Annotated in this window: 22 protein-coding genes; 17 read left to right on the forward strand and 5 right to left on the reverse strand. The window is 71.7% G+C overall.

Annotated elements, in window-relative coordinates:
• Positions 1 to 93 precede the first annotated feature (93 nt).
• Positions 94 to 837, reverse strand: a complete 744-nt coding sequence (locus Q7A36_RS27130; protein ID WP_305106902.1) for a tyrosine-protein phosphatase — start codon at positions 835 to 837, stop codon at positions 94 to 96.
• A 152-nt stretch (positions 838 to 989) separates the two neighbouring features.
• Between Q7A36_RS27130 and Q7A36_RS27135 the strand changes: the two genes are divergently transcribed.
• The 5 genes from Q7A36_RS27135 (at position 990) to Q7A36_RS27155 (ending at position 7,987) form a co-directional block, all read left to right on the forward strand.
• Positions 990 to 1,781, forward strand: a complete 792-nt coding sequence (locus Q7A36_RS27135; protein WP_305106903.1) for an SDR family NAD(P)-dependent oxidoreductase — start codon at positions 990 to 992, stop codon at positions 1,779 to 1,781.
• 773 nt (positions 1,782 to 2,554) lie between these two features.
• Complete coding sequence (locus Q7A36_RS27140) at positions 2,555 to 4,501, forward strand: PrkA family serine protein kinase (protein WP_305106904.1); 1,947 nt, start codon at positions 2,555 to 2,557, stop codon at positions 4,499 to 4,501.
• Positions 4,502 to 4,528: 27 nt separating this feature from the next.
• The gene (locus Q7A36_RS27145) at positions 4,529 to 5,836 is read left to right on the forward strand and encodes a YeaH/YhbH family protein (RefSeq protein ID WP_305106905.1); all 1,308 of its coding nucleotides are present in this window, start codon (positions 4,529 to 4,531) and stop codon (positions 5,834 to 5,836) included.
• Positions 5,837 to 5,933: 97 nt separating this feature from the next.
• Positions 5,934 to 7,472: a SpoVR family protein gene (locus tag Q7A36_RS27150; protein ID WP_305106906.1), complete on the forward strand. Its 1,539-nt coding sequence runs from the start codon at positions 5,934 to 5,936 to the stop codon at positions 7,470 to 7,472.
• A 68-nt stretch (positions 7,473 to 7,540) separates the two neighbouring features.
• On the forward strand, positions 7,541 to 7,987 hold the full coding sequence (locus tag Q7A36_RS27155) for a DoxX family protein (RefSeq protein ID WP_305106907.1): 447 nt from the start codon (positions 7,541 to 7,543) through the stop codon (positions 7,985 to 7,987).
• A gap of 97 nt (positions 7,988 to 8,084) precedes the next feature.
• Here the strand turns inward: Q7A36_RS27155 and Q7A36_RS27160 are convergent, their stop codons facing one another.
• The gene (locus tag Q7A36_RS27160) at positions 8,085 to 9,194 is read right to left on the reverse strand and encodes a serine hydrolase domain-containing protein (RefSeq protein ID WP_305106908.1); all 1,110 of its coding nucleotides are present in this window, start codon (positions 9,192 to 9,194) and stop codon (positions 8,085 to 8,087) included.
• A 132-nt stretch (positions 9,195 to 9,326) separates the two neighbouring features.
• Here Q7A36_RS27160 and Q7A36_RS27165 point away from each other — a divergent pair, with 132 nt between their 5' ends.
• Positions 9,327 to 10,271, forward strand: a complete 945-nt coding sequence (locus Q7A36_RS27165) for an FkbM family methyltransferase (RefSeq protein ID WP_305106909.1) — start codon at positions 9,327 to 9,329, stop codon at positions 10,269 to 10,271.
• Between the two features lie 195 nt (positions 10,272 to 10,466).
• Here the strand turns inward: Q7A36_RS27165 and minE are convergent, their stop codons facing one another.
• The 3 genes from minE to minC are packed head-to-tail and all read right to left on the reverse strand — an operon-like array spanning position 10,467 to position 12,387.
• Complete coding sequence (gene minE, locus Q7A36_RS27170; protein WP_305106910.1) at positions 10,467 to 10,751, reverse strand: cell division topological specificity factor MinE; 285 nt, start codon at positions 10,749 to 10,751, stop codon at positions 10,467 to 10,469.
• A gap of 1 nt (position 10,752) precedes the next feature.
• Positions 10,753 to 11,574, reverse strand: coding sequence for a septum site-determining protein MinD (minD, locus tag Q7A36_RS27175; RefSeq protein WP_305106911.1), 822 nt, complete (start codon positions 11,572 to 11,574; stop codon positions 10,753 to 10,755).
• Positions 11,575 to 11,616: 42 nt separating this feature from the next.
• Positions 11,617 to 12,387 (reverse strand): septum site-determining protein MinC, encoded by a 771-nt coding sequence (gene minC, locus Q7A36_RS27180; RefSeq protein ID WP_305106912.1) that lies wholly within the window; start codon positions 12,385 to 12,387, stop codon positions 11,617 to 11,619.
• A 159-nt stretch (positions 12,388 to 12,546) separates the two neighbouring features.
• On the opposite strand from minC, the gene Q7A36_RS27185 reads away from it, so the two are divergent.
• From Q7A36_RS27185 to hpxZ, 11 genes are all read left to right on the forward strand, one after another.
• Complete coding sequence (locus tag Q7A36_RS27185; protein WP_305106913.1) at positions 12,547 to 13,470, forward strand: ABC transporter substrate-binding protein; 924 nt, start codon at positions 12,547 to 12,549, stop codon at positions 13,468 to 13,470.
• Positions 13,467 to 13,916, forward strand: coding sequence for an acyl-CoA thioesterase (locus tag Q7A36_RS27190; protein WP_305106914.1), 450 nt, complete (start codon positions 13,467 to 13,469; stop codon positions 13,914 to 13,916). Before Q7A36_RS27185 ends, Q7A36_RS27190 begins: the two co-directional genes overlap by 4 nt.
• Entirely contained in the window at positions 13,916 to 15,736 is a 1,821-nt protein-coding gene (locus Q7A36_RS27195) for a heavy metal translocating P-type ATPase (RefSeq protein ID WP_305106915.1), read from the forward strand. The genes Q7A36_RS27190 and Q7A36_RS27195 overlap by 1 nt, the downstream gene beginning before the upstream one ends.
• A gap of 75 nt (positions 15,737 to 15,811) precedes the next feature.
• The gene (locus tag Q7A36_RS27200; RefSeq protein WP_305106917.1) at positions 15,812 to 16,774 is read left to right on the forward strand and encodes a D-2-hydroxyacid dehydrogenase family protein; all 963 of its coding nucleotides are present in this window, start codon (positions 15,812 to 15,814) and stop codon (positions 16,772 to 16,774) included.
• A gap of 91 nt (positions 16,775 to 16,865) precedes the next feature.
• Positions 16,866 to 17,813, forward strand: coding sequence for an ABC transporter substrate-binding protein (locus Q7A36_RS27205; protein ID WP_305106918.1), 948 nt, complete (start codon positions 16,866 to 16,868; stop codon positions 17,811 to 17,813).
• Positions 17,810 to 18,595: an ABC transporter permease gene (locus Q7A36_RS27210; RefSeq protein ID WP_305106919.1), complete on the forward strand. Its 786-nt coding sequence runs from the start codon at positions 17,810 to 17,812 to the stop codon at positions 18,593 to 18,595. Before Q7A36_RS27205 ends, Q7A36_RS27210 begins: the two co-directional genes overlap by 4 nt.
• On the forward strand, positions 18,588 to 19,382 hold the full coding sequence (locus tag Q7A36_RS27215; RefSeq protein ID WP_305106920.1) for an ABC transporter ATP-binding protein: 795 nt from the start codon (positions 18,588 to 18,590) through the stop codon (positions 19,380 to 19,382). The genes Q7A36_RS27210 and Q7A36_RS27215 overlap by 8 nt, the downstream gene beginning before the upstream one ends.
• Before the next feature lie 94 nt (positions 19,383 to 19,476).
• A complete protein-coding gene (locus Q7A36_RS27220; RefSeq protein WP_305106921.1) occupies positions 19,477 to 19,950 on the forward strand; it encodes a GNAT family N-acetyltransferase in 474 nt (157 codons plus the stop codon).
• Positions 19,947 to 20,786 (forward strand): alpha/beta hydrolase, encoded by an 840-nt coding sequence (locus tag Q7A36_RS27225; RefSeq protein ID WP_305106922.1) that lies wholly within the window; start codon positions 19,947 to 19,949, stop codon positions 20,784 to 20,786. Before Q7A36_RS27220 ends, Q7A36_RS27225 begins: the two co-directional genes overlap by 4 nt.
• Positions 20,783 to 22,576 carry an allophanate hydrolase gene (gene atzF / locus Q7A36_RS27230; protein ID WP_305106923.1) on the forward strand — a complete coding sequence of 598 codons (1,794 nt, stop codon included), beginning with the start codon at positions 20,783 to 20,785 and terminating at the stop codon, positions 22,574 to 22,576. The genes Q7A36_RS27225 and atzF overlap by 4 nt, the downstream gene beginning before the upstream one ends.
• The gene (gene hpxZ / locus Q7A36_RS27235; protein ID WP_305106924.1) at positions 22,576 to 22,962 is read left to right on the forward strand and encodes an oxalurate catabolism protein HpxZ; all 387 of its coding nucleotides are present in this window, start codon (positions 22,576 to 22,578) and stop codon (positions 22,960 to 22,962) included. Before atzF ends, hpxZ begins: the two co-directional genes overlap by 1 nt.
• Positions 22,963 to 22,991 lie beyond the last annotated feature (29 nt).

The raw sequence follows: 22,991 nt of genomic DNA on the forward strand, positions 1-22,991 counted from the left end.
TGTTTTTCGGAGTCGGCAGGTGCCGCGCGACGGATCCCGACTCAGAGAAATAGAGGTGGGGCTCGGGGAGGATACTTCCTCCCCGTCTCTTGCCTACTCCAGGTACATCTCGCGCAGCGCCGCCAGCCGCGCCGCATCCAGGCCGAGGCCGCGTTCCAGCAGCAGCGGCAGCCCGCCATGCGCGGTGATGGCCGCGTCCAGCGCCTCCTCCAGCAACTCGGGATGCGTTGCCAGCAGCGCATCGCCCAGCGGCTTCGGCGTGCCCGGCGGCAGCGGGTGGTCGCGCCGCCAGAGCCGGTCGGTCGCCACATAATCCTCGACCACCGTCCGCCGCGTCGCGCCGAGCGCCGTCAGGACCAGCGCGGCGCCCATCCCCGTGCGGTCCTTGCCGGCGGAGCAGTGGAACATCAGCGCCGTCCGCCCCGGCTCCAGCAGCAGGGCGAGCATCCGCCGGTACAGGCCGAGGAAGCGGCCGGAATAGTCGAGATAGGCCTGCCGCAGCAGCGCCACCACATCCTCGCCTGTCGCCTCCTCCCGCTGCGCCAGGTCGCGCAGCGAGGCGCCGACCGCGGGCTCGATCGAGAGCGGGATGCGCTCGGCAGAAGGCGGCAGGCGGGAGGGACGCGCCGCGGCCTCCCGCTCGCCGCGCAGGTCGCAGACGGTGCGGATGCCGAGTCCCGCGATGCGCGCCTGGTCGGCCCCGGTCAGCCCGTCCAGCGTCGCCGAGCGATAGATCAGCCCCCGCCGCACCCGCCGCCCATCCGCCACCGGCCAGCCGCCGAGGTCGCGGAGGTTCGACGCACCCTCGAGCGGCACGGCATGCGGCAGGTCGGTCACGGGCAGTCTCCCCTCGGTCGCCGCCGCTTGTAGGGCGGATCGGCGACAGGCGGAAACCGCCGGCGGCCCGGCGCGAGGCGGCCGGGGCGGGTTGACGCGACGCGAGGCGGATGGGGAGACTCCCCCCGACACAACCAAGGAGGAAGCGGGCCATGACGGGCTCATCCCTGTTCGACCTCTCCGGCAAGGTCGCCATCGTCACCGGTGGCAGCCGCGGCATCGGCCGCGCCATCGCCGAGCGCATGGCGGAGCACGGCGCGAAGGTCGTTGTCTCCTCCCGCAAGCTCGATGCCTGCCAGGCGGTGGTGGACGGCATCGCGGCGAAGGGCGGCGAGGCCTTCGCCTTCGCCTGCAACATCGGCCGCAAGCCGGAACTGCAGGCGCTGGCCGATGCGGCCGTCGCGCGCTGGGGCGGGGTCGACATCCTGGTCTGCAATGCCGCCATCAACCCGCATTTCGGGCCGGCGATCGGCATCCCAGACGAGGTCTTCGACAAGATGATGGCGACCAACGTGAAGTCGAACATGTGGCTGAGCCACATGTGCATTCCCTCCATGGAGGCGCGCGGCGGCGGCGCGATCGTGATCGTGTCCTCGATCGGCGGCTATCGCGGCAGCACCAATCTCGGCGCCTATGCCATCACCAAGGCGGCCGACCTGCAGCTTGCCCGCAACCTCGCCTGCGAATGGGGGCCGAAGAACATCCGGGTGAACTGCATCGCCCCGGGCCTGATCCGCACCGACTTCGCCCGCGCCCTCTGGGAGGACCCGGTGAACTACAAGAAGCGGACGCGCGACACGCCGCTGAAGCGGATCGGCGAGCCGGACGAGATCGCCGGGGCCGCCGTCTTCCTGGCAAGCCCGGCCGGCAGCTTCATGACCGGGCAGAGCATCGTCATCGATGGCGGCGTGCTGGCCGGCAGCCCGCCGCAGGCCGAGGACTAGGCAAGCCCCTCGGGGCCTGCGCCGCAACAACATCCCGAGCAGGCCTTCATCTCGGAGGCTTGGGCCGCACGAGTTGCGGCCCAAGCCGCGAGAGCCTGGCGAGACCCGGCCAGGCTTTCGCGGTGCGGCCCGGAAAGGCAGCGGGCCGGGCCCGCGCCCCGGCAGGGCGCGGCCGGCCGGCATCCCGGGGGCGTGCGGCGGGCCGCCCCCTTTGCAGGCCGCGATATCTGCCTATTTCCTGTGCATGAAGACGCACCGCCTCGGGATGGATGCCACCGGACCGCAGCAGGACCCGGCCCTCGCCCTGCCGCTGGGTCGCCGTGGTGCCCGGTCCTGCTGCATCGCCGGCCGGTGATGCGCTGCATTCGGCACGGAATTCCGCCCAATAGCGCGAGTCGCGCGCCAGCGCACCTCTCGCCTCCGTTGCCCGGACTGCGCCACGGCCGTGTCTTGTAACAGGCTCACCAGACGCCGCAGAGACAGGCAGGCCTTGCCCGAAACATGGACAAGTCAAGTTCTCACGTCCCGATGAAGCAATTGGTAACCGATCACGGGGGCGTACTGGCAGCATGCCCCAACACCATTGGTCATGATTTGGCAAGCATGGCGGAAGGGGCGGCCCTGCGCGGTCGCGCGGGCCGCCTCCCCCTGGCGTGATTTGCATTCTACAGGCCCGAATTGGGTCACAGCAATAAAAGTTTACCGCAATCGGCCATGGCAAAGCCCATGCTAGCGGCGTTGCGCATTCGTGGCAGCGCTAGCAGGGGCCGCCGATGGACACCATGCAGGACATCTTCGCCGATTACGCCCGGGCCTATGAGGCCCGGCGGGAATCGGACATGTCGATTTCCGAATTCCTCGAGGCCTGCAAATCCGACCCGGGCTGCTATGCCTCCGCCCCCGAACGCATCCTGAAAGCGATCGGCGAGCCGGAGGTGGTGGACACCGCGAAGGACGCGCGCCTTGGAAGGATCTTCCTGAACCGGACGATCCGAATCTACCCCGCCTTCTCCGAGTTCTTCGGCATGGAGGACACGATCGAGCGGATCGTGGGCTTCTTCCGCCATGCCGCCCAGGGGCTCGAGGAACGCAAGCAGATCCTCTACCTCCTCGGCCCCGTCGGCGGCGGCAAGTCCTCGCTCGCCGAGCGGCTGAAGGCGTTGATGGAGCAGGAGCCGGTCTATGTGCTGAAGGCCGGCGACCAGATGAGCCCGGTCTTCGAGAGCCCGCTCGGCCTCTTCGATCCCGAGCGCATGGGGCCGATGCTGGAGGACCGCTACGGCATCCCGCGCCGGCGCCTGAGCGGGCTGATGAGCCCCTGGGCGCTCAAGCGGCTCGACGAGTTTGGCGGCGACATCACCAAGTTCCGGGTGGTGAAGGTCCGTCCCTCCCGCCTCAGGCAGATCGCGGTCGCCAAGACCGAGCCGGGCGACGAGAACAACCAGGACATCTCCTCGCTGGTCGGCAAGGTCGACATCCGCAAGCTCGAGATGTACGGCCAGAACGATCCGGACGCCTACAGCTTCTCCGGCGGCCTCAACCGCGCCAACCAGGGCATCCTCGAATTCGTCGAGATGTTCAAGGCGCCGATCAAGATGCTGCACCCCCTGCTGACCGCGACGCAGGAGGGCAACTACATCGGCACGGAGAATATCGGCGCCATCCCTTTCCAGGGGATCATCATGGCGCACAGCAACGAGGCGGAATGGCAGAGCTTCAAGAACAACAAGAACAACGAAGCCTTCATCGACCGCATCTACGTCATCAAGGTCCCCTACTGCCTCCGGGTGACCGAGGAGCAGAAGATCTACGAGAAGCTGGTCCGCAGCTCGGAGCTCGCTGCTTCCCCCTGCGCCCCGGCGACGCTCGAGATGCTGGCCCGCTTCAGCGTGCTCAGCCGCCTGCGCAAGCACGAGAACTCCAACATCTACGCCAAGATGCGGGTCTATGACGGCGAGAGCCTGAAGGAGACCGACCCGCGGGCGAAGAACATGCAGGAGTACCGCGACGCCGCCGGCCCGGACGAGGGCATGGACGGCGCCTCCACCCGCTTCGCCTTCAAGATCCTGGCGGCGACCTTCAACTACGACACGACCGAGATCGCCGCCGACCCGGTCCACCTGATGTATGTCCTGGAGCAGTCGATCCGGCGGGAACAGCTCCCCGACGAGACCGAGAAGCGCTACCTCGAGTTCATCAAGGGCGAGCTGGCCCCACGCTATGCCGAGTTCATCGGCAACGAGATCCAGAAGGCCTATCTGGAGAGCTACAACGACTACGGCCAGAACCTCTTCGACCGTTACGTCGCCTATGCCGATGCCTGGGTCGAGGACATGGACTTCAAGGACCCCGACACCGGCCAGATGATGAACCGGGAGCTGCTGAACCAGGAGCTCACCAAGATCGAGAAGCCGGCCGGCATCGCCAACCCGAAGGACTTCCGCAACGAGGTCGTGAAGTTCGCGCTGCGGGCCCGGGCCAACCGGGGCGGCAAGAACCCCTCCTGGACCTCCTACGAGAAGATCCGGGAGGTGATCGAGCGGCGCATGTTCAGCCAGGTAGAGGATCTGCTGCCGGTCATCAGCTTCGGCTCGAAGAAGGACAGCGATACCGAGAAGAAGCACGGTGAATTCGTGGCCCGCATGACCGCGCGGGGCTATACTGAACGCCAAGTGCGCCGGCTCGTCGAATGGTACATGCGCGTCAAGCAGGCCGGCTAGCCACAGAACCTGAAGGCACGCCGCTGCATGCAGATCCTGGATCGCCGCCTCAATCCCAGCGGCAGAAGCCTTCCCAACCGGCAGCGCTTCCTGCGCCGGGCGAAAGCCCTGGTGCAGGAGGCGGTGCGGGACGCCTCCGCCAAGCGCGACATCCGTTCCGCCGATGAGGGGGGCGAGGTCTCGATCCCCCTGCACGGCATCAAGGAGCCGAGCTTCCATCTCGGCTCCGGCGGCATCCGCGACCATGTCCTGCCGGGCAACAAGGAATACCGGGAGGGGGACGAGATCCCCCGCCCGCCCGGCGGCGGCGGGGGCGGCGGCGGCTCGGAAGGCTCGCCGGATGGCGGGGGCGAGGACGCCTTCCGCTTCGTCCTGACGCGGGAGGAATTCCTCTCCCTCTTCCTCGACGACCTCGAACTGCCTGATATGGCCAAGCGCCGGCTGGTCGATGGCGCCGACCCGGCCTGGAACCGGGCGGGCTACTCCGTCTCCGGCTCGCCGGCCAACCTCTCGCTGCCCCGCACCATGCGGAACAGCCTCTCGCGGCGGATCGCCCTCCGGCGGCCGAAGCCGGAGGAGGTGCAGGCGCTCGAGGAGGAGATCGCCCTGCTCGAGGGCAAGCCCGAGCATGCCGAGCGCGTGCTCGAGCTGCGGGCGGAGCTGGAGCGGCAGCTGCTCCGCACCCGCCGCATCCCCTATATCGACCCGATCGACGTCCGCTACCGGCGCTTCGAGCCGGTGCCGAAGCCCGTCGCCCAGGCCGTCATGTTCTGCCTCATGGACGTCTCGGGATCCATGACCGAGGACATGAAGGACCTGGCCAAGCGCTTCTACACGCTGCTCTACATATTCCTGCAGCGCCGCTACAAGCATGTGGAGATCGTCTTCATCCGCCACACGCACGAGGCGTCCGAGGTGGACGAGGAGACCTTCTTCCACAGCCGGGAGACCGGCGGCACGCTGGTCTCGACGGCGCTCGAGGAAATGCGCAAGGTCGTCGCCGACCGCTACCCACCCTCCGAATGGAACATCTACGCCGCCCAGGCCTCGGACGGCGACAACGCGGCGGGCGACAGCCAGAAGACGGCGCGGCTGCTGGTCGACACCATCCTGCCGGCCTGCCAGTACTACGCCTATATCGAGGTGGGCCGGGAGGGCGAGCACGGCATCCCCGGCTTCCCGCGCGGGCCGACCGACCTCTGGCGGACCTACGAGGCGCTGGTCAATGCCGGCGCGCCGCTCGCCATGAAGAAGGTGCGCCACCGGCGGGAGATCTTCCCGGTCTTCCGCGAACTCTTCGCCAAGCGCGGCGTCACCGAGGGCGCCCAGGCGTGAGGTCCCGCACCACAGGCGCCGCGGCGCCGTCCCACAGCACCCCCATTCCGGCCCTCCCCCGCCTCGCGGGGGAGCGCGCCGCCCGCGGGAGCCAGGCATGAACGTCATCCTCCCCCCCAAGGACCGGCTGCTCTACGACGGCGCCGACTGGGATTTCGACACGCTGATGCGGGTCCACGACGCCTGCGCCGAGATCGCCGGCGGGGAGATGGGCCTCGACTGGTATCCCAACCGCATCGAGGTCATCAGCGCCGAGCAGATGCTCGACGCCTATGCCAGCACCGGCCTGCCGCTCTTCTACCGGCACTGGTCCTTCGGCAAGCATTTCGCGCAGCACGAGGCGCTGTACCGCAAGGGCCTGCGCGGCCTGGCCTATGAGATCGTCATCAACTCGGACCCCTGCGTCTCCTACGTCATGGAGGAGAACACGGCGACGATGCAGGCGCTGGTCATCGCCCACGCCGCCTTCGGCCACAACCACTTCTTCAAGAACAACGAGCTCTTCAAGCAGTGGACGGATGCCAAGGGCATCCTCGACTACCTCGAATTCGCCAAGGGCTACGTCCAGTCGTGCGAGGAGCAGCACGGCGAGATGGCGGTCGAGCGGGTGCTCGATTCCGCGCATGCCCTGATGAACTACGGCGTGCACCGCCACCGCCGCCGCGCCCCCGACCTGCTCTCCGAGCAGAAGCGCGAGCGCGAGCGGCGCGAGCATGACGAGCGGATGTTCAACGTCCTTTGGTCCACCCTGCCGGAGAAGGCGGCGCAGCCCGCCGCCCGCGGCGACGAGGAGCGGCGCCGCGCCCTGCTGCAATTGCCGCAGGAGAACGTCCTCTACTTCCTCGAGAAGTCGGCGCCGCGCCTGGCCCCCTGGCAGCGCGAGATCCTCCGCATCGTCCGCAACGTGGCGCAGTATTTCTACCCGCAGCGCCAGACCAAGATGATGAACGAGGGCTGCGCCACCTACACCCACCACCGCATCCTGAACCGCCTGCACGAACAGGGCCGGATCAGCGACGGCGCCATGCTGGAATGGCTGCACAGCCACTCCTCCGTCGTCATGCAGCCGGATTTCGACGACCAGCGCTATTCGGGGATGAACCCCTATGCGCTGGGCTTCGCCATGATGGAGGATATCGAGCGCATCTGCCGCGAGCCGACGGAGGAGGACCGCGAATGGTTCCCCGACTTCGCCGGCTGCGGCGACCCGATGCCGGTCCTGCGCTATGGCTGGTCGGAATTCCGTGACGAGAGCTTCATCCTGCAATTCCTCAGCCCGCACCTGATGCGCAAGCTGAAGCTCTTCCACATCGTGGACGACAGCGCCCAGCCGGTGCTGCGCGTCGATTCGATGCATGACGAGCGCGGCTACCGCCGCCTGCGCCGGGCGCTAGCGAAGCAGTACGACCCGGCCTGGTCGGACCCGGACATCCAGGTGGTGGACGTGGACCTCGCCGGCGACCGCAAGCTGATCCTCGAGCACCGCGTCGCCTCCGGCCGCCTGCTGGAGGAGCAGGAGGCGCGGCAGGTGCTGCGGCACCTCGCCAGCCTCTGGTCCTATGACGTGCTGCTGCGCGAGGTCGATCCGGTGAGCGGCGCCAGCCTGCGAGAGCACGCGGTCAGCCCGCCGCGCTGAGGCAGGCTCCGTTGCCGGGCCGGGCGGCTGCCGTCTAGGCTGCCGCCATCCCTGCAACGGAGACCGCCATGCCATCCGACATCGCCGCCCGTCCGGCCGCCGCGCCGGCGAGCCAGGATCTCGGCCTGCTCGTCGCCCGCGTCATGCTCAGCGCCCTGTTCCTCTATTCCGGCTGGGCGAAATTCTCGGCGCCCGACCGCACCGCCGGCTATTTCGGCAGCCTCGGCCTGCCGATGCCGGGCGTCATGGTCTGGGTGGCCATCGCCGCCGAGCTCGTGCTGCCCATCCTGCTGCTCATCGGCATCCGCGCCCGCTGGGTCGCCTTCGCGCTCTGCGTCTTCACCCTCGTCACGGCGCTCACCGGGCACAAGTTCTGGACCTTCGACGCGGCGACGCAGGCGCAGCAGGCCAGTGCCCAGCTCACGCAGTTCCTGAAGAACCTCGGCATCGCCGGCGGCTTCCTCGTGCTCGGCCTGACCGGGCCGGGCCGCTATGCGGCGGACCGCCGGGGCTGACCGCCGCCCGGCGCGGCGCCAGGGCATTCCCAGGCTGACCGTGCAGCGTGGGAATGGCCCAAGCTTCTGATCTGAAGAGCAGATGCGGCGATCCGCTCTAGCGGATCGCCGCGTCGACCCGCGCCATGACGCCGTCGAGCCGCGTCGCATCCACCCAGCGCAGCACGGCGACGAGCCCCGCCGCCGGGTCCACCCAGGTGACGTTCCCGCCGGCGCCGGAGAAGCAGAAGCTCTCCGCGCTGGCGGAGGGCCACCGGCTCCGCCCCGTGTTCAGCCACCAGAGCAGCCCGTAATGCGGGTTGAGGGCCGAGGCCGTGCGGCACTGCGCCACCCATCCCTCCGGCAGCAGCCGCCGTCCCGCCCAGACGCCGTCCTGCAGGACGAGCTGTCCGATGCGGGCCTGGTCCTCCGCATGGATGAAGACGCCGCCGCCCCAGTGGCCGCCGCCCGAGACGCTCTGCAGGTGCCGGCCGCCGACCTCCACCCAGCTCGTCTCGTAGCCATGCCACTCCCACTCGGCGGAGGCGCCGATCGGGCCCATGATCCGCTCGGCGAAGACCTCCGGCAGCGGCCGGCCGAAGCGCCGCAGCAGGGCGAGCGAGAGGCGGTTCACCCGCACGTCGTTGTATTCCCAGTACCGCCCCGGCGGGTGCAGCGGCCGCGGCAGTCCCTTCCGCCCCTGACCTTCCACCTGCAGGTTGCGGCCGCGGTCGATGAGATCGCTCTTGCCGAAGAGCGTCCCCTCCCATTCCGAGGTGTTCTGCAGCAATTGCCGCCAGGTCACCGTGGCGTTCTGCGGCCCCTCGAAGCCGCCATCCTGCACCAGGTCGCGCACCGGCGCGTCGAGGTCCGGGATGAGCCCGTCCCCCACCGCGATGCCGGCCAGGATCGCCAGGTAGGACTTCGCCACGCTGAAGGTCATGTCCACCTGCCGCGTGTCGCCCCAGCGCGCGGCCAGGCGGCCATGCCGCAGCACCAGCCCGTTCGGCCCGCCGCGCGGCCGCACCGGCCCGAGGATGGCATTGTCCGGCGGCCCCTCGAAGAAGCCGGCCTCCAGATGCGCGCGGATGTCGCGCGGCCAGGGCGATTCGTGGCCCAGCGCGAAATCCACCGCGGCGGAGAGCGCGGCGGGGTCGAGGCCCAGCGCCTCGGGTGGGGCGGCAGGCAGCGGCGCCGGATGCGGCGGGAGCGGGAGATGGGCTGACATGGCGGCAGCCTAACCGGTCCCGGCCTGGATCGCGAGAGGCCCGCCGGGGGACATTCCACCCCCGCGCGATCTGTCCTAGAAGGCCCCCACCCCATTACGGGGCCGTGATTCCAGCCGGAGCGATTTCATCCCATGCCGCAGGGCAGCAGCACCTCAGCGCCGCGATCCCGCACCGGCCTCCGCGCGCGTCTTGCGGCGCTGACGCGCCCGCGGCCGCCGGGCCTCCGCCTGCTGCCCGTCGCGCGCCTCGCCACCGGAGCGCGCGTGCCGACCGAGGCGGCGATCCGCGCCATGGCCGGCGCGACGCCGGTGGCCGGCAACCTGCTGCTCTGCCGGGTGCTTGGGCGGTACAAGATGCTGGCCGAGGCCGGCGACCTCACCCTCGCGCCGCACCTCGCGCTCGACGGCTTCTGGGAATGGTGGACGACCAGCTTCCTCGCCCGCACCCTGCGGCCCGGCGAGAGCGTGGTCGATGCCGGCGCCTGCACCGGTTATTTCACCCTGCTCGCGGCCGAACTGGTCGGGCCAGCCGGGCGGGTGCTGGCGCTGGAGCCGAACCCGCAGAGCGCCGCGCTGCTGCGGCGGAACGTCGCGCTGAACGGCTTCGCCGACCGGGTGACGGTCGAGGAGGCAGCGCTGGCGCCCTCCGGCGGGCGGCTGCTCCGGCTGGTGGTGCCGCCGAACAGCCCGATGGACGCGCAGCTCCTGAAGCAGGACTTGGCGCCCGGCGCCGGCCCGCGGCCCCTGGACGGGAGGGCGACGCTGCTGGTGCGCGGCCGCACGCTCGATGAGCTGCCCGGCCTGCAGCCCGACCTGGTGCGGCTCGATGTCGGGGAGGCGCTGGAAGCGGCCTGGGACGGCATGCAGCGCCTGCTCGAGGAGCGGCCGGCGATGCGGCTGCTGGTGGTCTTCGATCCGGCACGGGTGGCGCAGCCCGCCGCCTTCCTCGACCGCGTCGCCGCCCGCTTCCCGCTGCGTCGCCTGGATCCGGAGGGGCGGCCGCGCGACTGCGCGCCGGCCGAGCTGCTCGCCGGCGGGACCACGACGCTCTGGCTGGCGCGCGACCGCGCGGGCTGAGCCCAACCTGCGAAGGCCGCGGCGGAAGTCAGGCGGCGGAGCTGTCATTCCCGGCAGGGTTGCATTGGCCCCGTGACGCCGCAGGCCGGCCGCACCGCCGATGCAGGTCGCATCGGCGGGCCGGACCGCTCCGAAACCCTTCGCAGCGCGACTCCAGGCAGGCTTTCGTTGCAGCGCAAACCCCGAGGGATTTGCTTAGGCCCTGACGGCCGTCTGCTGGATCGCGCCTGGCAATTCCACCTCGATCGCCAGGGTGGAGATGTCGCCGCCCCGCTCCAGCGCGACATTCACCTTGGCCGGATCGATGGCCACGTAGCGCGCCACCACCGCGACGAGATCCTGCTGCAGCCGCGGGAGGAAATCCTCCCGCGTCCGGCCGATCCGCTCATGCGCCAGCACGATCTGCAGCCGTTCCTTCGCCGTGGTGGCGCTGTCCGGCTCGGGGGCACGGTTGGCGCGGAAGAAGTCGAGCCAGCTCATCTCAGGCAGCCCTCCCTCCGAACAGGCGACGCAGCAGGCCGGGCTTGCGCTCCGGCTCCAGGAAGCGGTGCGGCAGTTCCTGGCCAAGGAAGCGGTTGACCGCATCCTTGTAGGCCTGGCCCGCGATGCTCTCGCCATCCAGGATCACCGGCATACCGGTATTGGACGCACGGAGCACGCTTTCGTTCTCCGGGATCACGCCGAGCAGCGGGATCGCCAGGATCTCCCGGATGTCCTCGAGCTTGAGCATCTCCCCCCGCTCGACCCGGTTCGGGTCGTAGCGGGTGACGAGGAGATGCTCCTTCACCTTGCCCCGCTTCTCCTCCGCCCGGCGGGAGCGCGACTGCAGCACGCCGAGGATCCGGTCGGAGTCGCGGACCGAGGAGACCTCCGGGTTGGTCACGACCACGGCCTCGTCGGCGAAGTAGAGCGCGAGCAGCGCGCCCTTCTCGATGCCGGCCGGGCTGTCGCAGAGGATGTAGTCGCAATCCTTCGAGAGTTCCTCAATGATCTCGCCCACGCCCTCCCGCGTCAGCGCGTCCTTGTCGCGGGTCTGGGAGGCCGGGAGGATCGAGAGATTCTCCACCCGCTTGTCGCGGATCAGGGCCTGGTTCAGCCGCGCCTCGCCCTGGATGACGTTGACGATGTCGAAGACGACCCGCCGCTCGACCCCCATGATGAGGTCGAGGTTGCGGAGCCCGACATCGAAATCGATCACCACCGTCCGCTTGCCGGCCAGGGCCAGGCCGGTGGCGAAGGCGGCACTCGTTGTGGTCTTGCCCACGCCGCCCTTGCCAGAGGTCACGACGATCACCTGCGCCATTGACGCATTCCCCCTGCTGCACCCCGTTGCCGGCCCATCCGGCTAGCCGAGCGGGCCGAACCGCATCTCCTCGCCCTCCAGCCGGACCTGCACGGGCCGGCCGATCGGCGCCTCCCCCAGCCCCTCGCGCACGGCGTAGTAGCCGGCGATTGCGATCAGCTCGGGGTCGAAATTCAGCGCGAAGATCCGCGCCTCGGCATCGTTGCGAGCCCCGGCGATCGCCCGGCCCCGCAGCGCGCCATAGACATGCACATGCCCGTCGGCGATCACCTCGCCCCCCGGGTTGACCGTCGCGGTCACGATGATGTCGGCGCCCTCGGCATAGATCCGCTGGCCGGCCCGCACGGGCTCCGTCACGACCAGCGCGCTCCGCCCACCCGTCACGGCGGCCGGGGCTGCGGCGGGCGGCGCCGGCACCGGGGGCTCGGGCGCCGCGGAGGCGGCCGGCGACGGTGCGGCCAGCGGCACGTCCTGCTCCGCCTCCCGCCCGCCGGCCGCGCGCAGCGGCGGCAGGCCGGCCGCCGTCGCGGCCTGGCGCATCGGCGGGCTGCCGCCGGTGGTGCCGACCGGCACGATCTCCAGCGCGCGCAGCCCCTCGATCAGGCCGCGGAAATCCACCTCCTCCGGCGCCGCCATCAGGTCACCGAGACCGATGACGATCGGCGCGAAGCGGAGGAAGCCGGGGGCTCGGCGGAACTGGTCGCCGAGGACGGGCAGCACCACCTCCGGCCGTGGATCGAGCAGCCGCAGCACCAGCAGGTTGAAGTTGCCGGCGCGGAGCCTGAAGGTTTCCGGGAGGGTCTGGCTGCTCAAAACGGTCTCTGCTCGGCCATCGCTGTGCGGCGCCGCGCGGGGGCGCGGCCTGATCCCGGTGCATAGCAGCGGCGCCGCGACCGGCGAAGCCCGGAATGCATACCGTTCCCGAGTCGCGGCCGGGGGACTCGCGGAATGACGGCGTCCGGGGATAATGCCGTGCGAGAGAGGAAGCCCGCCTTGCACCAGATGACGCTGCTGGAGCCCTTCCGGGCCCTGTTCTACGCCCCCTTCTACCTCGCCGAGTCGCTCGGCGCCTTCGCCCGCCAGGGCGTCGCGGTGCGGCTGGAGACGGCGGGCACCACGGATGCCGCCTGCGCGAAGCTGCTGGCGGGCGAGGCCGACCTCGCCTGGAGCGGGCCGATGCGGCCGCTGCTGCTGCGCGCGACGACGCCGGACTGCACTCTGAAGAGCTTCTGCGCGGTGGTCATGCGCGACCCCTTCCTGCTGATGGGCGGCGCGCCGCGGCCGGGCTTCCGGCTGGAGGACCTGCCCGGCCTCCGCCTCGGCCTGGTCTCGGAGGTGCCGACGCCGGTCTGGTGCCTGCGCGGCGACCTCGCCGCGCGCGGCATGGACTGGTCGGCGCTGACGACGGCAACCGATGGCAGCATGGCCGAGAATGCCGAGCGCGTCGCCGAGGGCGCACTCGACCTCGCCCAGGTCTTCGAGCCCTTCGCCTGCCGCGTCGAGGATGCCGGCGGCGCCGTCTGGCACGCTCAGGCCAGCCGCGGCCACACCGCCTATACCGCCTTCTACGCCACCGAGGCCGGCATCGCCGCCAAGCGCGCGCCGCTCATGGCCATGATCCGCGCCATGGCCGAGGCGCTGGACGTCATCCGCACCGCGCCGGCCGGCGAGGTCGCCGAGCGCATCGCGCCGCGCTTCCCGGACGTTCCCTCCTCCCACCGCGTGCGCGCCATCGCGCGCTACCAGGCGCTCGGCCTCTGGGATGCCGGGCCGGCCTTCCCGCAGGAGGCCTTCGACCGCCTCGGCGCCGCGATGCTGGCCAGCGGCGTCATCCCGCATGTCCCGCCCTTCGAGGACTGCGTGGACAACACCATCGTGCAGGACGCGATCGCATGAGCGGCAAGGCACCCATCGGCACCCGCGCCGACTATCGCTGGTTCACCGAGATCCCGACGCGCTGGATGGACAACGACGTCTATGGCCACGTCAACAACGTCACCTACTATTCCTGGATCGACACCGCGGTGGCGCAGTTCCTGATCGCCAACGAGGTCCTCGACCTCGGCAGCAGCACCGAGGTCGGGCTGGTGGTCGAGACGCAGTGCCGCTACTTCGCGCCCATCGCCTTCCCCGACATCGTCACCCTCGGCGTGCGCTGCGGCCGGCTCGGCACCTCCTCCATCCGCTACGAACTCGGCATCTTCCGCAATACGGAGGAGCGGGCGAGCGCCGAGGGGCATTTCATCCATGTCTATGTCGCCCGCGACGAGCAGACGCGCACCGTGCCGCTCCCGGCGCGGCTGCGGGAGGCCGCGACGCGGCTGCTGCTGCCGCCGCCCTGATGCGGCTCGACGCGCACCGGCTGCGCCTGCTGCTCCTGGCCTGGCCGGCGGCGGGGCTCGTGATCGGCCTCCTGCTGTCCTGGCTGGCGCCGGAGGCCGCGCCGGTCGTCCTCGCCCTGGCGACGCTGCCCGTGCTGCTGGTCCTGCTGCGCGACATCGCGCAGGGCCTGCTGCGCGGCAATGCCGGGCTCGACCTCCTGGCGGCGCTGTCCATGGCCGGCGCGCTGGCGATGGGCGAGGAGCTCGCCGGTGCCGTGGTCGCGCTGATGTTCGCCGGCGGCCGCTTCCTCGAGGACCATGCGCGGGAGCGGGCGCGGCGGGAGATGACCGCGCTGCTGGCCCGCCAGCCCCGGCATGCCGCCCGCCACGGCCCAGAGGGGATCGAGGAGGTGCCGGTCGCGGCGCTGCGGCCCGGCGACCGCGTGCTGGTCCGCCAGGGCGAGGTGGTGCCGGTGGATGGCCGCGCCCTCGGCCCCGCCGTGCTCGACACCGCGGCGCTGACCGGCGAGCCGATCCCGATCACCCTTGCGGCCGGCGACCCGGTGCTGTCCGGCGCGACCAATGCCGGCGAGGCCTTCACGCTGGAGGCCGAGCGCGAGGCCGCCGAGAGCACGCTGGCCGGCATCATCCGCCTGGTCGAGCAGGCCCAGGCCAGCCGCCCGCCCATGGCGCGGCTGGCGGATCGCTGGGCGCTCGGCTTCCTCGCCGTCACGCTGCTGCTCGCGGGCCTCGCCTGGCTGGAGGCGGAGGACCCGCGCCGGGCGCTGGCGGTGCTGGTGGTGGCGACGCCCTGCCCGCTGATCCTCGCCGTGCCGGTCGCGCTCATCGCCGGCCTCTCGCGCGCCGCGCGCGCCGGCGTGCTGGTGAAGAGCGGCGCGGCGCTCGAGACCCTGGCGCGGGTGCGCGTGCTGCTGCTGGACAAGACCGGGACGCTGACCGAGGGGCGCGTGCGGCTGCTGGAGACGCGGCCCGCCGCGGCGACGCCGCCCGAGGAATTGCTCCGCCTCGCCGCCTCGCTCGACCAGGCGAGCGGCCATCCGGTGGCGCAGGGGCTGGTGGAGGCGGCACGCGCCCGCGGCCTCCCGCTCTCCCTGCCGGAGGCGGTGCAGGAGGAGGCGGGCGCCGGCATCGCCGGCCGCGTCGAGGGCCGGGCGGTGGCGCTGGGGGGCCCCGGCTTCGTCGCCGCGCATGGCTGGACGGAGGCGGCGGGCGCGGACGGGCATCCGCCCGGCTCGCTCCGGGTCTGCGTGGTGGTGGACGGCGCGCCGGCCGGGCTGCTGGTGCTGGCCGATCCGCTGCGCGGCGATGCCGAGGCCATGCTGGCGACGGCGCGCGCGGCCGGCATAAGGCGCATCGTGCTGCTCTCGGGCGACCGGGCGCCGGTGGCGGAGGCGGTCGGCAGCGCGCTCGGCATCGACACCGTGCTGGCGGAGCGCAGCCCCGCCGAGAAGGTGGCGGCGGTGCTGCGGGAGAAGCCGGCGGGGCCGGTGCTGATGCTGGGCGACGGGGTGAACGACGCGCCGGCGCTGGCGGCGGCGGATATCGGCGTCGCCATGGGCGCCCGTGGCGCGGCGGCGAGCGCCGAGGCGGCGGATGCGGTGGTGCTGGTGGACCGCATCGACCGGCTGGCCGAGGCGATGCGCATCGCCCGCCGCGCGCGAGGCATCGCGCTGCAGAGCGTCGCGGCCGGGATCGGGCTGTCGGTGCTCGGCATGCTGGCGGCGGCGGCCGGCCACCTGACGCCGGTGCAGGGCGCGGTGCTGCAGGAGGCGATCGACGTCGCGGTGATCCTGAACGCGCTGCGGGCGCTGCGCGGATAGCCCGGGCGGGCCTTTCCCCGGCTTGCTGGCGGCGCCCGGCGCGGCCATGACGGGAGGGAGACCGGAGGAACCGCCATGCCCGAACTCAAGCGCCTCGCCATCCTCGACGACTACCAGGGCGCCACCCTGCGCCTCGGCCCCTGGGACCGCCTGCCCGCCGGCCTGCAGATCGAGCAGTACCGCGACACCGTGACCGGCCCCGCCCTGCTCGAGCGCCTCCGGCCCTGCGACGCGATCCTGGCGATGCGGGAACGCACGCCCTTCCCGCGCGCGCTCATCGAGCAATTGCCGAACCTCCGGCTCCTCGTCACCACCGGCGCGCGCAACCGCGCCATCGACCTCGCCGCCTGCGCCGAGCGCGGCATCACGGTCTGCGGCACGCCCTCCGTCGGGCATCCGACGGTGGACCTGACCTGGGGCCTCATCCTCTCCCTAATGCGCCGCATCCCGGAGCAGCAGGCGGCGCTGCGGGAGGGCCGCTGGCAGGTCGCGCTCGGCCAGGGGCTGGAGGGCAAGGTGCTGGGCTGCGTCGGACTCGGCAATCTCGGTAGCCGGGTGGCGAAGGTGGGGGCCGCCTTCGGCATGAAGGTCATCGCCTGGAGCCAGAACCTGACGCCGGAGAAGGCCGCCGAGGCCGGCGCGACCGCCGTGCCGAAGGAGCAATTGCTGGCCGAGGCCGATGTGGTGACGCTGCACCTCATCCTGTCGGACCGCTCCCGCGGCATCATCGGTGCCGGCGACCTCGCGCGCATGAAGCCCGGCGCCGTCATCGTCAATACCAGCCGCGGGCCGCTGATCGACCAGGCGGCGCTGGTCGCGGCGCTGCAGGAGCGGCGGATCGCCGGCGCCGGCCTCGATGTCTACGACCAGGAGCCGCTGCCGCCCGACCACCCGCTGCTCGCCGCGCCGAACACCGTGCTGACGCCGCATCTCGGCTATGTCACGGAGGAGAATTACCGCGCCTATTTTGCCGGCGCGGTTGAGGCGATCGAGGGCTATCTGGCGGGCAGGCCCGTCCGGGAATTGCGCGCGGGTTAGGCAGTCACCGCCCCGGCGGCGCCGGGGCCGGCGGCATGGCCGTTGCATCCCGAGTGCGATCCAGAAGATCCGCCCGAGAGAGTCCAGCCCCATGGTCCTGCACCGTCGCACCCTTCTCGCCGCCGGCGCGGCGACCCTCGCTGCGCCCGCCCTCCGCGCCCAGGGCGTGACGGTGAAGATGGGCGCGCTGCGCCTCATCCACTCCATCGCGCCCTATATGTACGAACGCTTCCAGCCCGCGGGCATGAAGATCGAGGTGGTGGTCTTCGAGAGCCCGACCGAGTGCAAGAACGCTGTCGTGACCAAGTCGGTCGAGTTCGGCGCCTTCGGCGTCGCCGCCGGCATCCTCGGCGCCGCGGCGCGCGAGCCGGTGGTGGTGGTCGGCTCCTGCTGCGACCGCGGCATGGCTGTCGTGGCCAAGAAGGATGCCGGCATCGAGACGCTGAAGGACCTCAAGGGCCGGAAGGTCGGCATCTGGCCCGGCTCGACGCAGGAGGTCTTCATCCTCGAGCGGCTGCGGATGGAAGGGATGACCGTCCGCGACCTGCAATCGGTCCGCGTCTCCTTCTCGGAGATGCCGATCGCCCTCGCCCGCGGCGACATCGAGGCCTATGTCGGCGCCGAGCCGGGCCCGGGCATCTCCGTCTCCGCCGGCATCGGGAAGATCGTGGAGTATCCTTATTCCACGCCGATGGGCTCGCTGAACATGGTCTTCGCCACCCATGCGGAGATCGCGGCGCAGCGGCCCGACCTGGTGCGGCAGATGCTGAAGGTCCATCGCCAGGCCAGCGAGTTCGGCATGGCCAACCGCGACGTGACCATCGAGACCGCCGTGGCCAGGCTCGGCATGAAGCGGGAGGCGCTGGAGGTCAGCATCCCGAATGTCGAGCTGAACTGGCAGATGACGCCGGAGATGGTGCAGCGCTCCAAGACCTATGCCGAGCACATGCTGAGCCTGAAGCAGATCCGCGCCCTGCCCGACTTCTCGACCTTCTTCGACACGAAATTCTCCGACGAGCTGGCCAAGGCGGCGGCATGACCGCCGCCTCGGCGCGCCAGGTCGGCCTCGCCGTCGCGGCGCCGGTGCTGGGCATCCTCGCCTGGCACCTCGCGACCAGCGGCCGTGCCTTCAGCCTGATCCCGCCGCCGCTCGAGGTGGCGACGCAGTGGTGGGACCTCGCCTTCGGCGGGATCTGGGACGACCTCTATTCCGAGACGCTGCTGTCCCATACCCTGGCGAGCCTGAGCCGTGTCTATGGCGGCTTCGCGCTGGCGGCCGTCGTGGCGCTGCCGCTCGGCATGCTGATCGGCCGCGTCGCCGTCATCCGCGACCTGCTCGACCCGACGCTGCAGATCCTGCGGCCGATCCCGGTCACCGCCTGGCTGCCGCTCGCCATGATCGTCTTCGGCATCGGGCCGCGCAGCGCCTTCTTCCTGGTCTTCCTCGGCGCCTTCTACCCGATCCTGCTGAACACCATCTTCGGCGTGCGCAGCGTGGAGGGGCGGCTGTTCGAGGCGGCGGCGATGCTCGGCGTCTCGCGGCAGGCGATCTTCTGGAAGGTGGTGCTGCCGGCCTCGCTGCCCTCCATCTTCACCGGGCTGCGCCTCGGCCTCGGCTTCGCCTGGGTGGTGATCGTGGTCGGCGAGATGACCGGCGTGCAGACCGGGCTCGGCGCCATCATCATGGAGGCGCGGCAGCTCTCCCGCACTGAGATCGTGATCAGCGGCATGGTCACCATCGGCGTGCTCGGCTTCCTCTCCGACCAGGTCGTGCAGGCGCTCGGCCGCCGCCTGCTGCGCTGGAGCCCGCAACATGGATAGCGTGATGCCGGCGCCGGCCGCGGAAGCGAAGCCGGCGCTCCCGATCCTCGACATCCAGCACGTGACCAAGCGCTTCGCCTTCGGGGCGGAGACGATCATGGCGCTGTCGGATGCCAATCTCCGCATCGAGAAGGGCGAGTTCCTCTGCCTCATCGGCCCCTCGGGCTGCGGCAAGTCCACCCTGCTCCGCATGGTCGGCGGCTTCGAGACGCCGTCCGAGGGCACGCTGCTGATGTGGGGCAAGCATGTCGCCGCGCCGGGCCCCGACCGCGGCATGGTCTTCCAGGATTACGGCCTCTTCCCCTGGCTGACCGTCACCCAGAATGTCGGCTTCGGCCCCGCCGCGCGCGGCCGGCCGAAGGCGGAGGTCGCGGCGACCGCGAAGCGCTTCGTCGACATGGTCGGCCTGACCCGCTTCGCCGATGCCTTCCCGCACCAGCTCTCCGGCGGGATGAAGCAGCGCGTCGCCATCGCCCGCGTGCTGGCGAACGATGCCGAGGTGGTGCTGATGGACGAGCCCTTCGGCGCCCTCGACGCCTTCACGCGCGAGCGGCTGCAGGAGGAATTGCTGGAGATCTGGGCCCGCACCAAGCTGACAGTCCTCTTCGTCACCCATGCGATCGAGGAGGCGATCATCCTCGCCGACCGCGTGGTGGTGATGTCGCCCGGCCCCGGGCGGATCGTGGCCGACGAGCGGATCGACCTGCCGCGGCCACGCGACCCGACCTCGCCCGAGTTCAACGCGCTGCGCCGGCACCTCTCGGCGCTGCTTGGCGGGCATCACTGATGCAACGCCGGCGGTGGCGGGCCGGCCGCGACGCCCCCTCCCGGCCCGGCGACATCGGGTGCTAGCCTCCGCATCCTTCGCGGAGGTCAGGTCGATGCAGCGCAGGATCACCGCCGTCTCGCAGCAGCCGGACCTCGCGCCGTTGGTCGCGGGCTGGCTGCACGCCGCCTTCGGCCATCCGGACGGGCGCACGGCGAAGCAACTGACCGACCTCATCCTTGCGCCGCCGATCGGGCCGGAGGAAACATTCGTCGCCTTCGAGGACGACATCCCCGTCGGCACGGCCAGCCTGGCGCATCAGGACCTCGACAGCCGCCGCGACCTGACGCCCTGGCTCGCCGGCGTCGTGGTCCAGCCGCCCTTTCGCGGCCGCGGCCATGCCGCCGCCCTGGTCCGCCAGGTCGAGGGCTTCGCCCGCGCCGCGGGGATCGGCAGGCTCTGGCTCTATACCTGGAGCGCGGCCGGCCTCTACGCCAGGCTCGGCTGGCAGGAGGCCGGCCGCGAGATCGAGATGAAGCGGAACCAGGAGGTCATCCTGATGCGCCGCGACCTGACGGAGACCGCATGACCCCCCTCCCGCCCTTCTGGGCCGGCGCGACGCAGGACGAGCGCGACGCGGCCTATGACAATACCCGGGCCGTCGCCGACAGCGCCGCCCTGATCGCCGCGCGCAACGCGGCCTCGGCGGCCTTCCGCGCCGCGCATGCCGGGCATCTCGACCTGGCCTATGGCGAGGCGGAGCGCACGCGCTGGGACCTCTTCCCCGCCGCCGAGCCCGGCGCGCCCTGCCTGGTCTTCGTCCATGGCGGCTACTGGCAGCGCAACCGGCGCGAGGACTTTTCCATTCTGGCCGAAGGCGCGATGGCGCGGGGCTGGTCCGTCGCCATGCCCGGCTATCCCCTCGCGCCCGAGGCCTCGCTGACCCGCATCGTCGCCGAGATCCACGCCGCGCTGGACTGGCTGCAGGCGAAGGGCCCGGCGCATGGCATCGCCGGCAGGATCGTCCTCTCCGGCTGGTCGGCCGGCGGCCATCTCGTCGGCGCCTGCGTCGGCCATCCCGCGGTCGCGGCCGGCCTCGCCATCTCCGGCATCTTCGAACTGGCGCCGATCCGCGACACTTACCTCAACGACAAGCTGCGGCTGACCGAAGCGGAGATCGAGGCGCTCTCGCCGCTCCGCCGGCCGATGGTGAGGAAGCCCATGGCCGTTGCCTATGGCAGCGCGGAACTGCCCGAGCTTCGCCGCCAGTCCCGCCACTTCCACGGCGCGCGGGCGGAGGCGCATATCCCTGGCCCGCTCATCCCCGTGGCCGGTGCCGACCATTTCCGCATCCTCGAGGCGCTGCGCGCCAGGGACGGCGAGTTGCTGCGCGCCGCCGAGGACCTGCTGAGGCACGCCGCATGACCGCGCCCGAGGTCTTCACCCTGCCCGCGCTCGCCGCCTTCCATGCCGCGGGCGGCAGCCCCGTCGCGGTCGCCGATGCCGCGCTGGCGCGCATCGCCGCCTGGGACGATCCCGCGCTCTTCCTCGCCCGCGTGCCGCCCAATGCCGTGCGCGCCCGCGCCGCGACGCTCGCCGCGGAGGGACCGCGGGGCCGCCCGCTCTACGGCGTGCCCTTCGTGGTCAAGGACAATATCGACGCGGCCGGGCTGCCGACCACGGCGGCCTGCCCGGACTATGCCTATGCGCCCACCGAGGATGCGCCCGCCGTCGCGCGGCTGCTCGCCGCCGGCGCCATCCTGCTGGGCAAGGTCAACCTCGACCAGTTCGCGACGGGGCTGAACGGCACGCGCAGCCCCTATGGCACGCCGCGCAACCCGCTGGTGCCGGACTGCATCCCCGGCGGCTCCTCCTCCGGCTCGGCCACCGCCGTCGCCGCCGGGATCGCCGGCTTCTCGCTCGGCACGGATACGGCGGGCTCCGGCCGCGTGCCGGCGATGGTCAATGGCATCGTCGGCCTGAAGCCGAGCCTCGGCCTGGTGCCGACCCAGGGCGTGGTGCCGGCCTGCCGCTCGCTCGACTGCGTCTCGGTCTTCGCGCTGACCGTCGAGGATGCCTGCGCGGTGCTCGAGGCGATCGCCGGCGTCGCGCCGGCCGACCGCTATGCCCGCCCGGCACCGGCGGGCTGGCGCGCCGCGCCCGCGCCGCAGCCGCACTGGCGCCTCGCCGCGCCGCACCCCGACCAGCTCGTCTTCGACACGCCGGAGGACGCGGCGCTCTACGATGCGGCGCTGGCCCGCGCCGAGGCGCTGGGCGGCACGGTCACGCGCGTCGACATCGCGCCCTTCCTCTCGATCGCCCGGCGCCTCTATGACGGCGCCTGGGTCGCCGAGCGCACCGCCGCGCTGCGCGAGATGGTCGAGGGCCGGCCCGACAGCCTGCATCCGGTGACGCGCGGCATCCTCGCCGCCGGGCTCGACAAGCGCACCGTCGAGGCCTGGGACGACTTCCACGAGGCGGCCGAGGCGCGGCGCCTGGCGCGCGCGCTCTTCGCCGCGCAGGACCTGCTGCTGCTGCCGACCGCGCCGGGCACGCCGACCTTGGCGGACCTCGCGGCCGCGCCGGTCGCGGCCAACAGCCGCCTCGGCACCTACACCAACTTCGTCAATATCTGCGACCTCTCGGCCCTCGCGGTGCCCGCGGGCTTCCGCGCCGATGGCCGGCCCGCGGGCGTGACGCTGGTCGGCCCCGCCTTCGCCGAGGCGCGGCTGGCCGGCCTCGGCGCCGCGCTGCATGCGGCGGCCGGCGTGACGCTGGGCGCGACCGGGGCGCCGGTGCCGCCGCCGCCCGCTCCGCCGACCCTCGCGGCCGACGAGGTGCCGCTGCTGGCCATCGGCGCGCATATGGCCGGGCTGCCGCTGAACCCGCAGCTTCGCCGCCATGGCGGGCGCTTCCTGCATGCCGCGCGCACGGCGCCGCTCTACCGGCTCTACGACCTCGGCAACCGCCCCGGCCTGCTGCGGGTGGCGGAGGGCGGCGTCGCCGTCGCGAGCGAGGTCTGGGCCCTGCCCGCCGCCGGGATCGGCCCCTTCCTCGCGGAGATCCCGCCGCCGCTCGGCTTCGGGCGGGTGACGCTGGAAGACGGCGCGACGCCGCTCGGCTTCCTCGCGGAGGCAGCGGGCGTCGCCGGCGCCCCCGACATCTCGGCGACGGGCGGCTGGCGCGCGCATCTGAAGGCGAAGGAGCAGGGCTGATGCAGGTGGACATCCCGGAGGTGCTGGCCGAGGTCAAGGCCGCCTTCGCCGAGTACGAGCGCGCGCTGGTCACCAACGACGTCGCGGTGCTGCAGGACCTCTTCCGCAAGGACCCCCGCACCCTGCGCTACGGCCCGGCCGAGAACCTCTATGGCTGGGAGCAGATCGCCGCCTTCCGCGCCGCCCGCCCGGCGGTCGGGCTGGAGCGGACGCTGGCGAACACGGTGATCACCACCTATGGCCGGCACTTCGCCACGGCCAATACCGAGTTCCTCCGCGGCGGGCGGCGCGGCCGGCAGAGCCAGACCTGGGTCCGCTTCCCCGAGGGCTGGCGCGTGGTCGCGGCGCATGTCTCGCTGATGCCGCTGCCGGACCAGGCGCCCTGAGCAAACCCCTCGGGGTTTGCGCCGCCAAA

The organism is Paracraurococcus lichenis (assembly GCF_030657435.1).
GTDB lineage: Bacteria > Pseudomonadota > Alphaproteobacteria > Acetobacterales > Acetobacteraceae > Paracraurococcus > Paracraurococcus lichenis.

Coding starts and splice junctions, on each gene's coding strand:
- Q7A36_RS27135 (WP_305106903.1), top strand. CDS start 990: ATGACGGGCTCATCCCTGTTCGACCTCTCCGGCAAGGTCGCCATCGTC.
- Q7A36_RS27140 (WP_305106904.1), top strand. CDS start 2,555: ATGGACACCATGCAGGACATCTTCGCCGATTACGCCCGGGCCTATGAG.
- Q7A36_RS27145 (WP_305106905.1), top strand. CDS start 4,529: ATGCAGATCCTGGATCGCCGCCTCAATCCCAGCGGCAGAAGCCTTCCC.
- Q7A36_RS27150 (WP_305106906.1), top strand. CDS start 5,934: ATGAACGTCATCCTCCCCCCCAAGGACCGGCTGCTCTACGACGGCGCC.
- Q7A36_RS27155 (WP_305106907.1), top strand. CDS start 7,541: ATGCCATCCGACATCGCCGCCCGTCCGGCCGCCGCGCCGGCGAGCCAG.
- Q7A36_RS27160 (WP_305106908.1), bottom strand. CDS start 9,194: ATGTCAGCCCATCTCCCGCTCCCGCCGCATCCGGCGCCGCTGCCTGCC.
- Q7A36_RS27165 (WP_305106909.1), top strand. CDS start 9,327: ATGCCGCAGGGCAGCAGCACCTCAGCGCCGCGATCCCGCACCGGCCTC.
- minE (WP_305106910.1), bottom strand. CDS start 10,751: ATGAGCTGGCTCGACTTCTTCCGCGCCAACCGTGCCCCCGAGCCGGAC.
- minD (WP_305106911.1), bottom strand. CDS start 11,574: ATGGCGCAGGTGATCGTCGTGACCTCTGGCAAGGGCGGCGTGGGCAAG.
- Q7A36_RS27190 (WP_305106914.1), top strand. CDS start 13,467: ATGAGCGGCAAGGCACCCATCGGCACCCGCGCCGACTATCGCTGGTTC.
- Q7A36_RS27195 (WP_305106915.1), top strand. CDS start 13,916: ATGCGGCTCGACGCGCACCGGCTGCGCCTGCTGCTCCTGGCCTGGCCG.
- Q7A36_RS27200 (WP_305106917.1), top strand. CDS start 15,812: ATGCCCGAACTCAAGCGCCTCGCCATCCTCGACGACTACCAGGGCGCC.
- Q7A36_RS27205 (WP_305106918.1), top strand. CDS start 16,866: ATGGTCCTGCACCGTCGCACCCTTCTCGCCGCCGGCGCGGCGACCCTC.
- Q7A36_RS27210 (WP_305106919.1), top strand. CDS start 17,810: ATGACCGCCGCCTCGGCGCGCCAGGTCGGCCTCGCCGTCGCGGCGCCG.
- Q7A36_RS27215 (WP_305106920.1), top strand. CDS start 18,588: ATGGATAGCGTGATGCCGGCGCCGGCCGCGGAAGCGAAGCCGGCGCTC.
- Q7A36_RS27220 (WP_305106921.1), top strand. CDS start 19,477: ATGCAGCGCAGGATCACCGCCGTCTCGCAGCAGCCGGACCTCGCGCCG.
- Q7A36_RS27225 (WP_305106922.1), top strand. CDS start 19,947: ATGACCCCCCTCCCGCCCTTCTGGGCCGGCGCGACGCAGGACGAGCGC.
- atzF (WP_305106923.1), top strand. CDS start 20,783: ATGACCGCGCCCGAGGTCTTCACCCTGCCCGCGCTCGCCGCCTTCCAT.
- hpxZ (WP_305106924.1), top strand. CDS start 22,576: ATGCAGGTGGACATCCCGGAGGTGCTGGCCGAGGTCAAGGCCGCCTTC.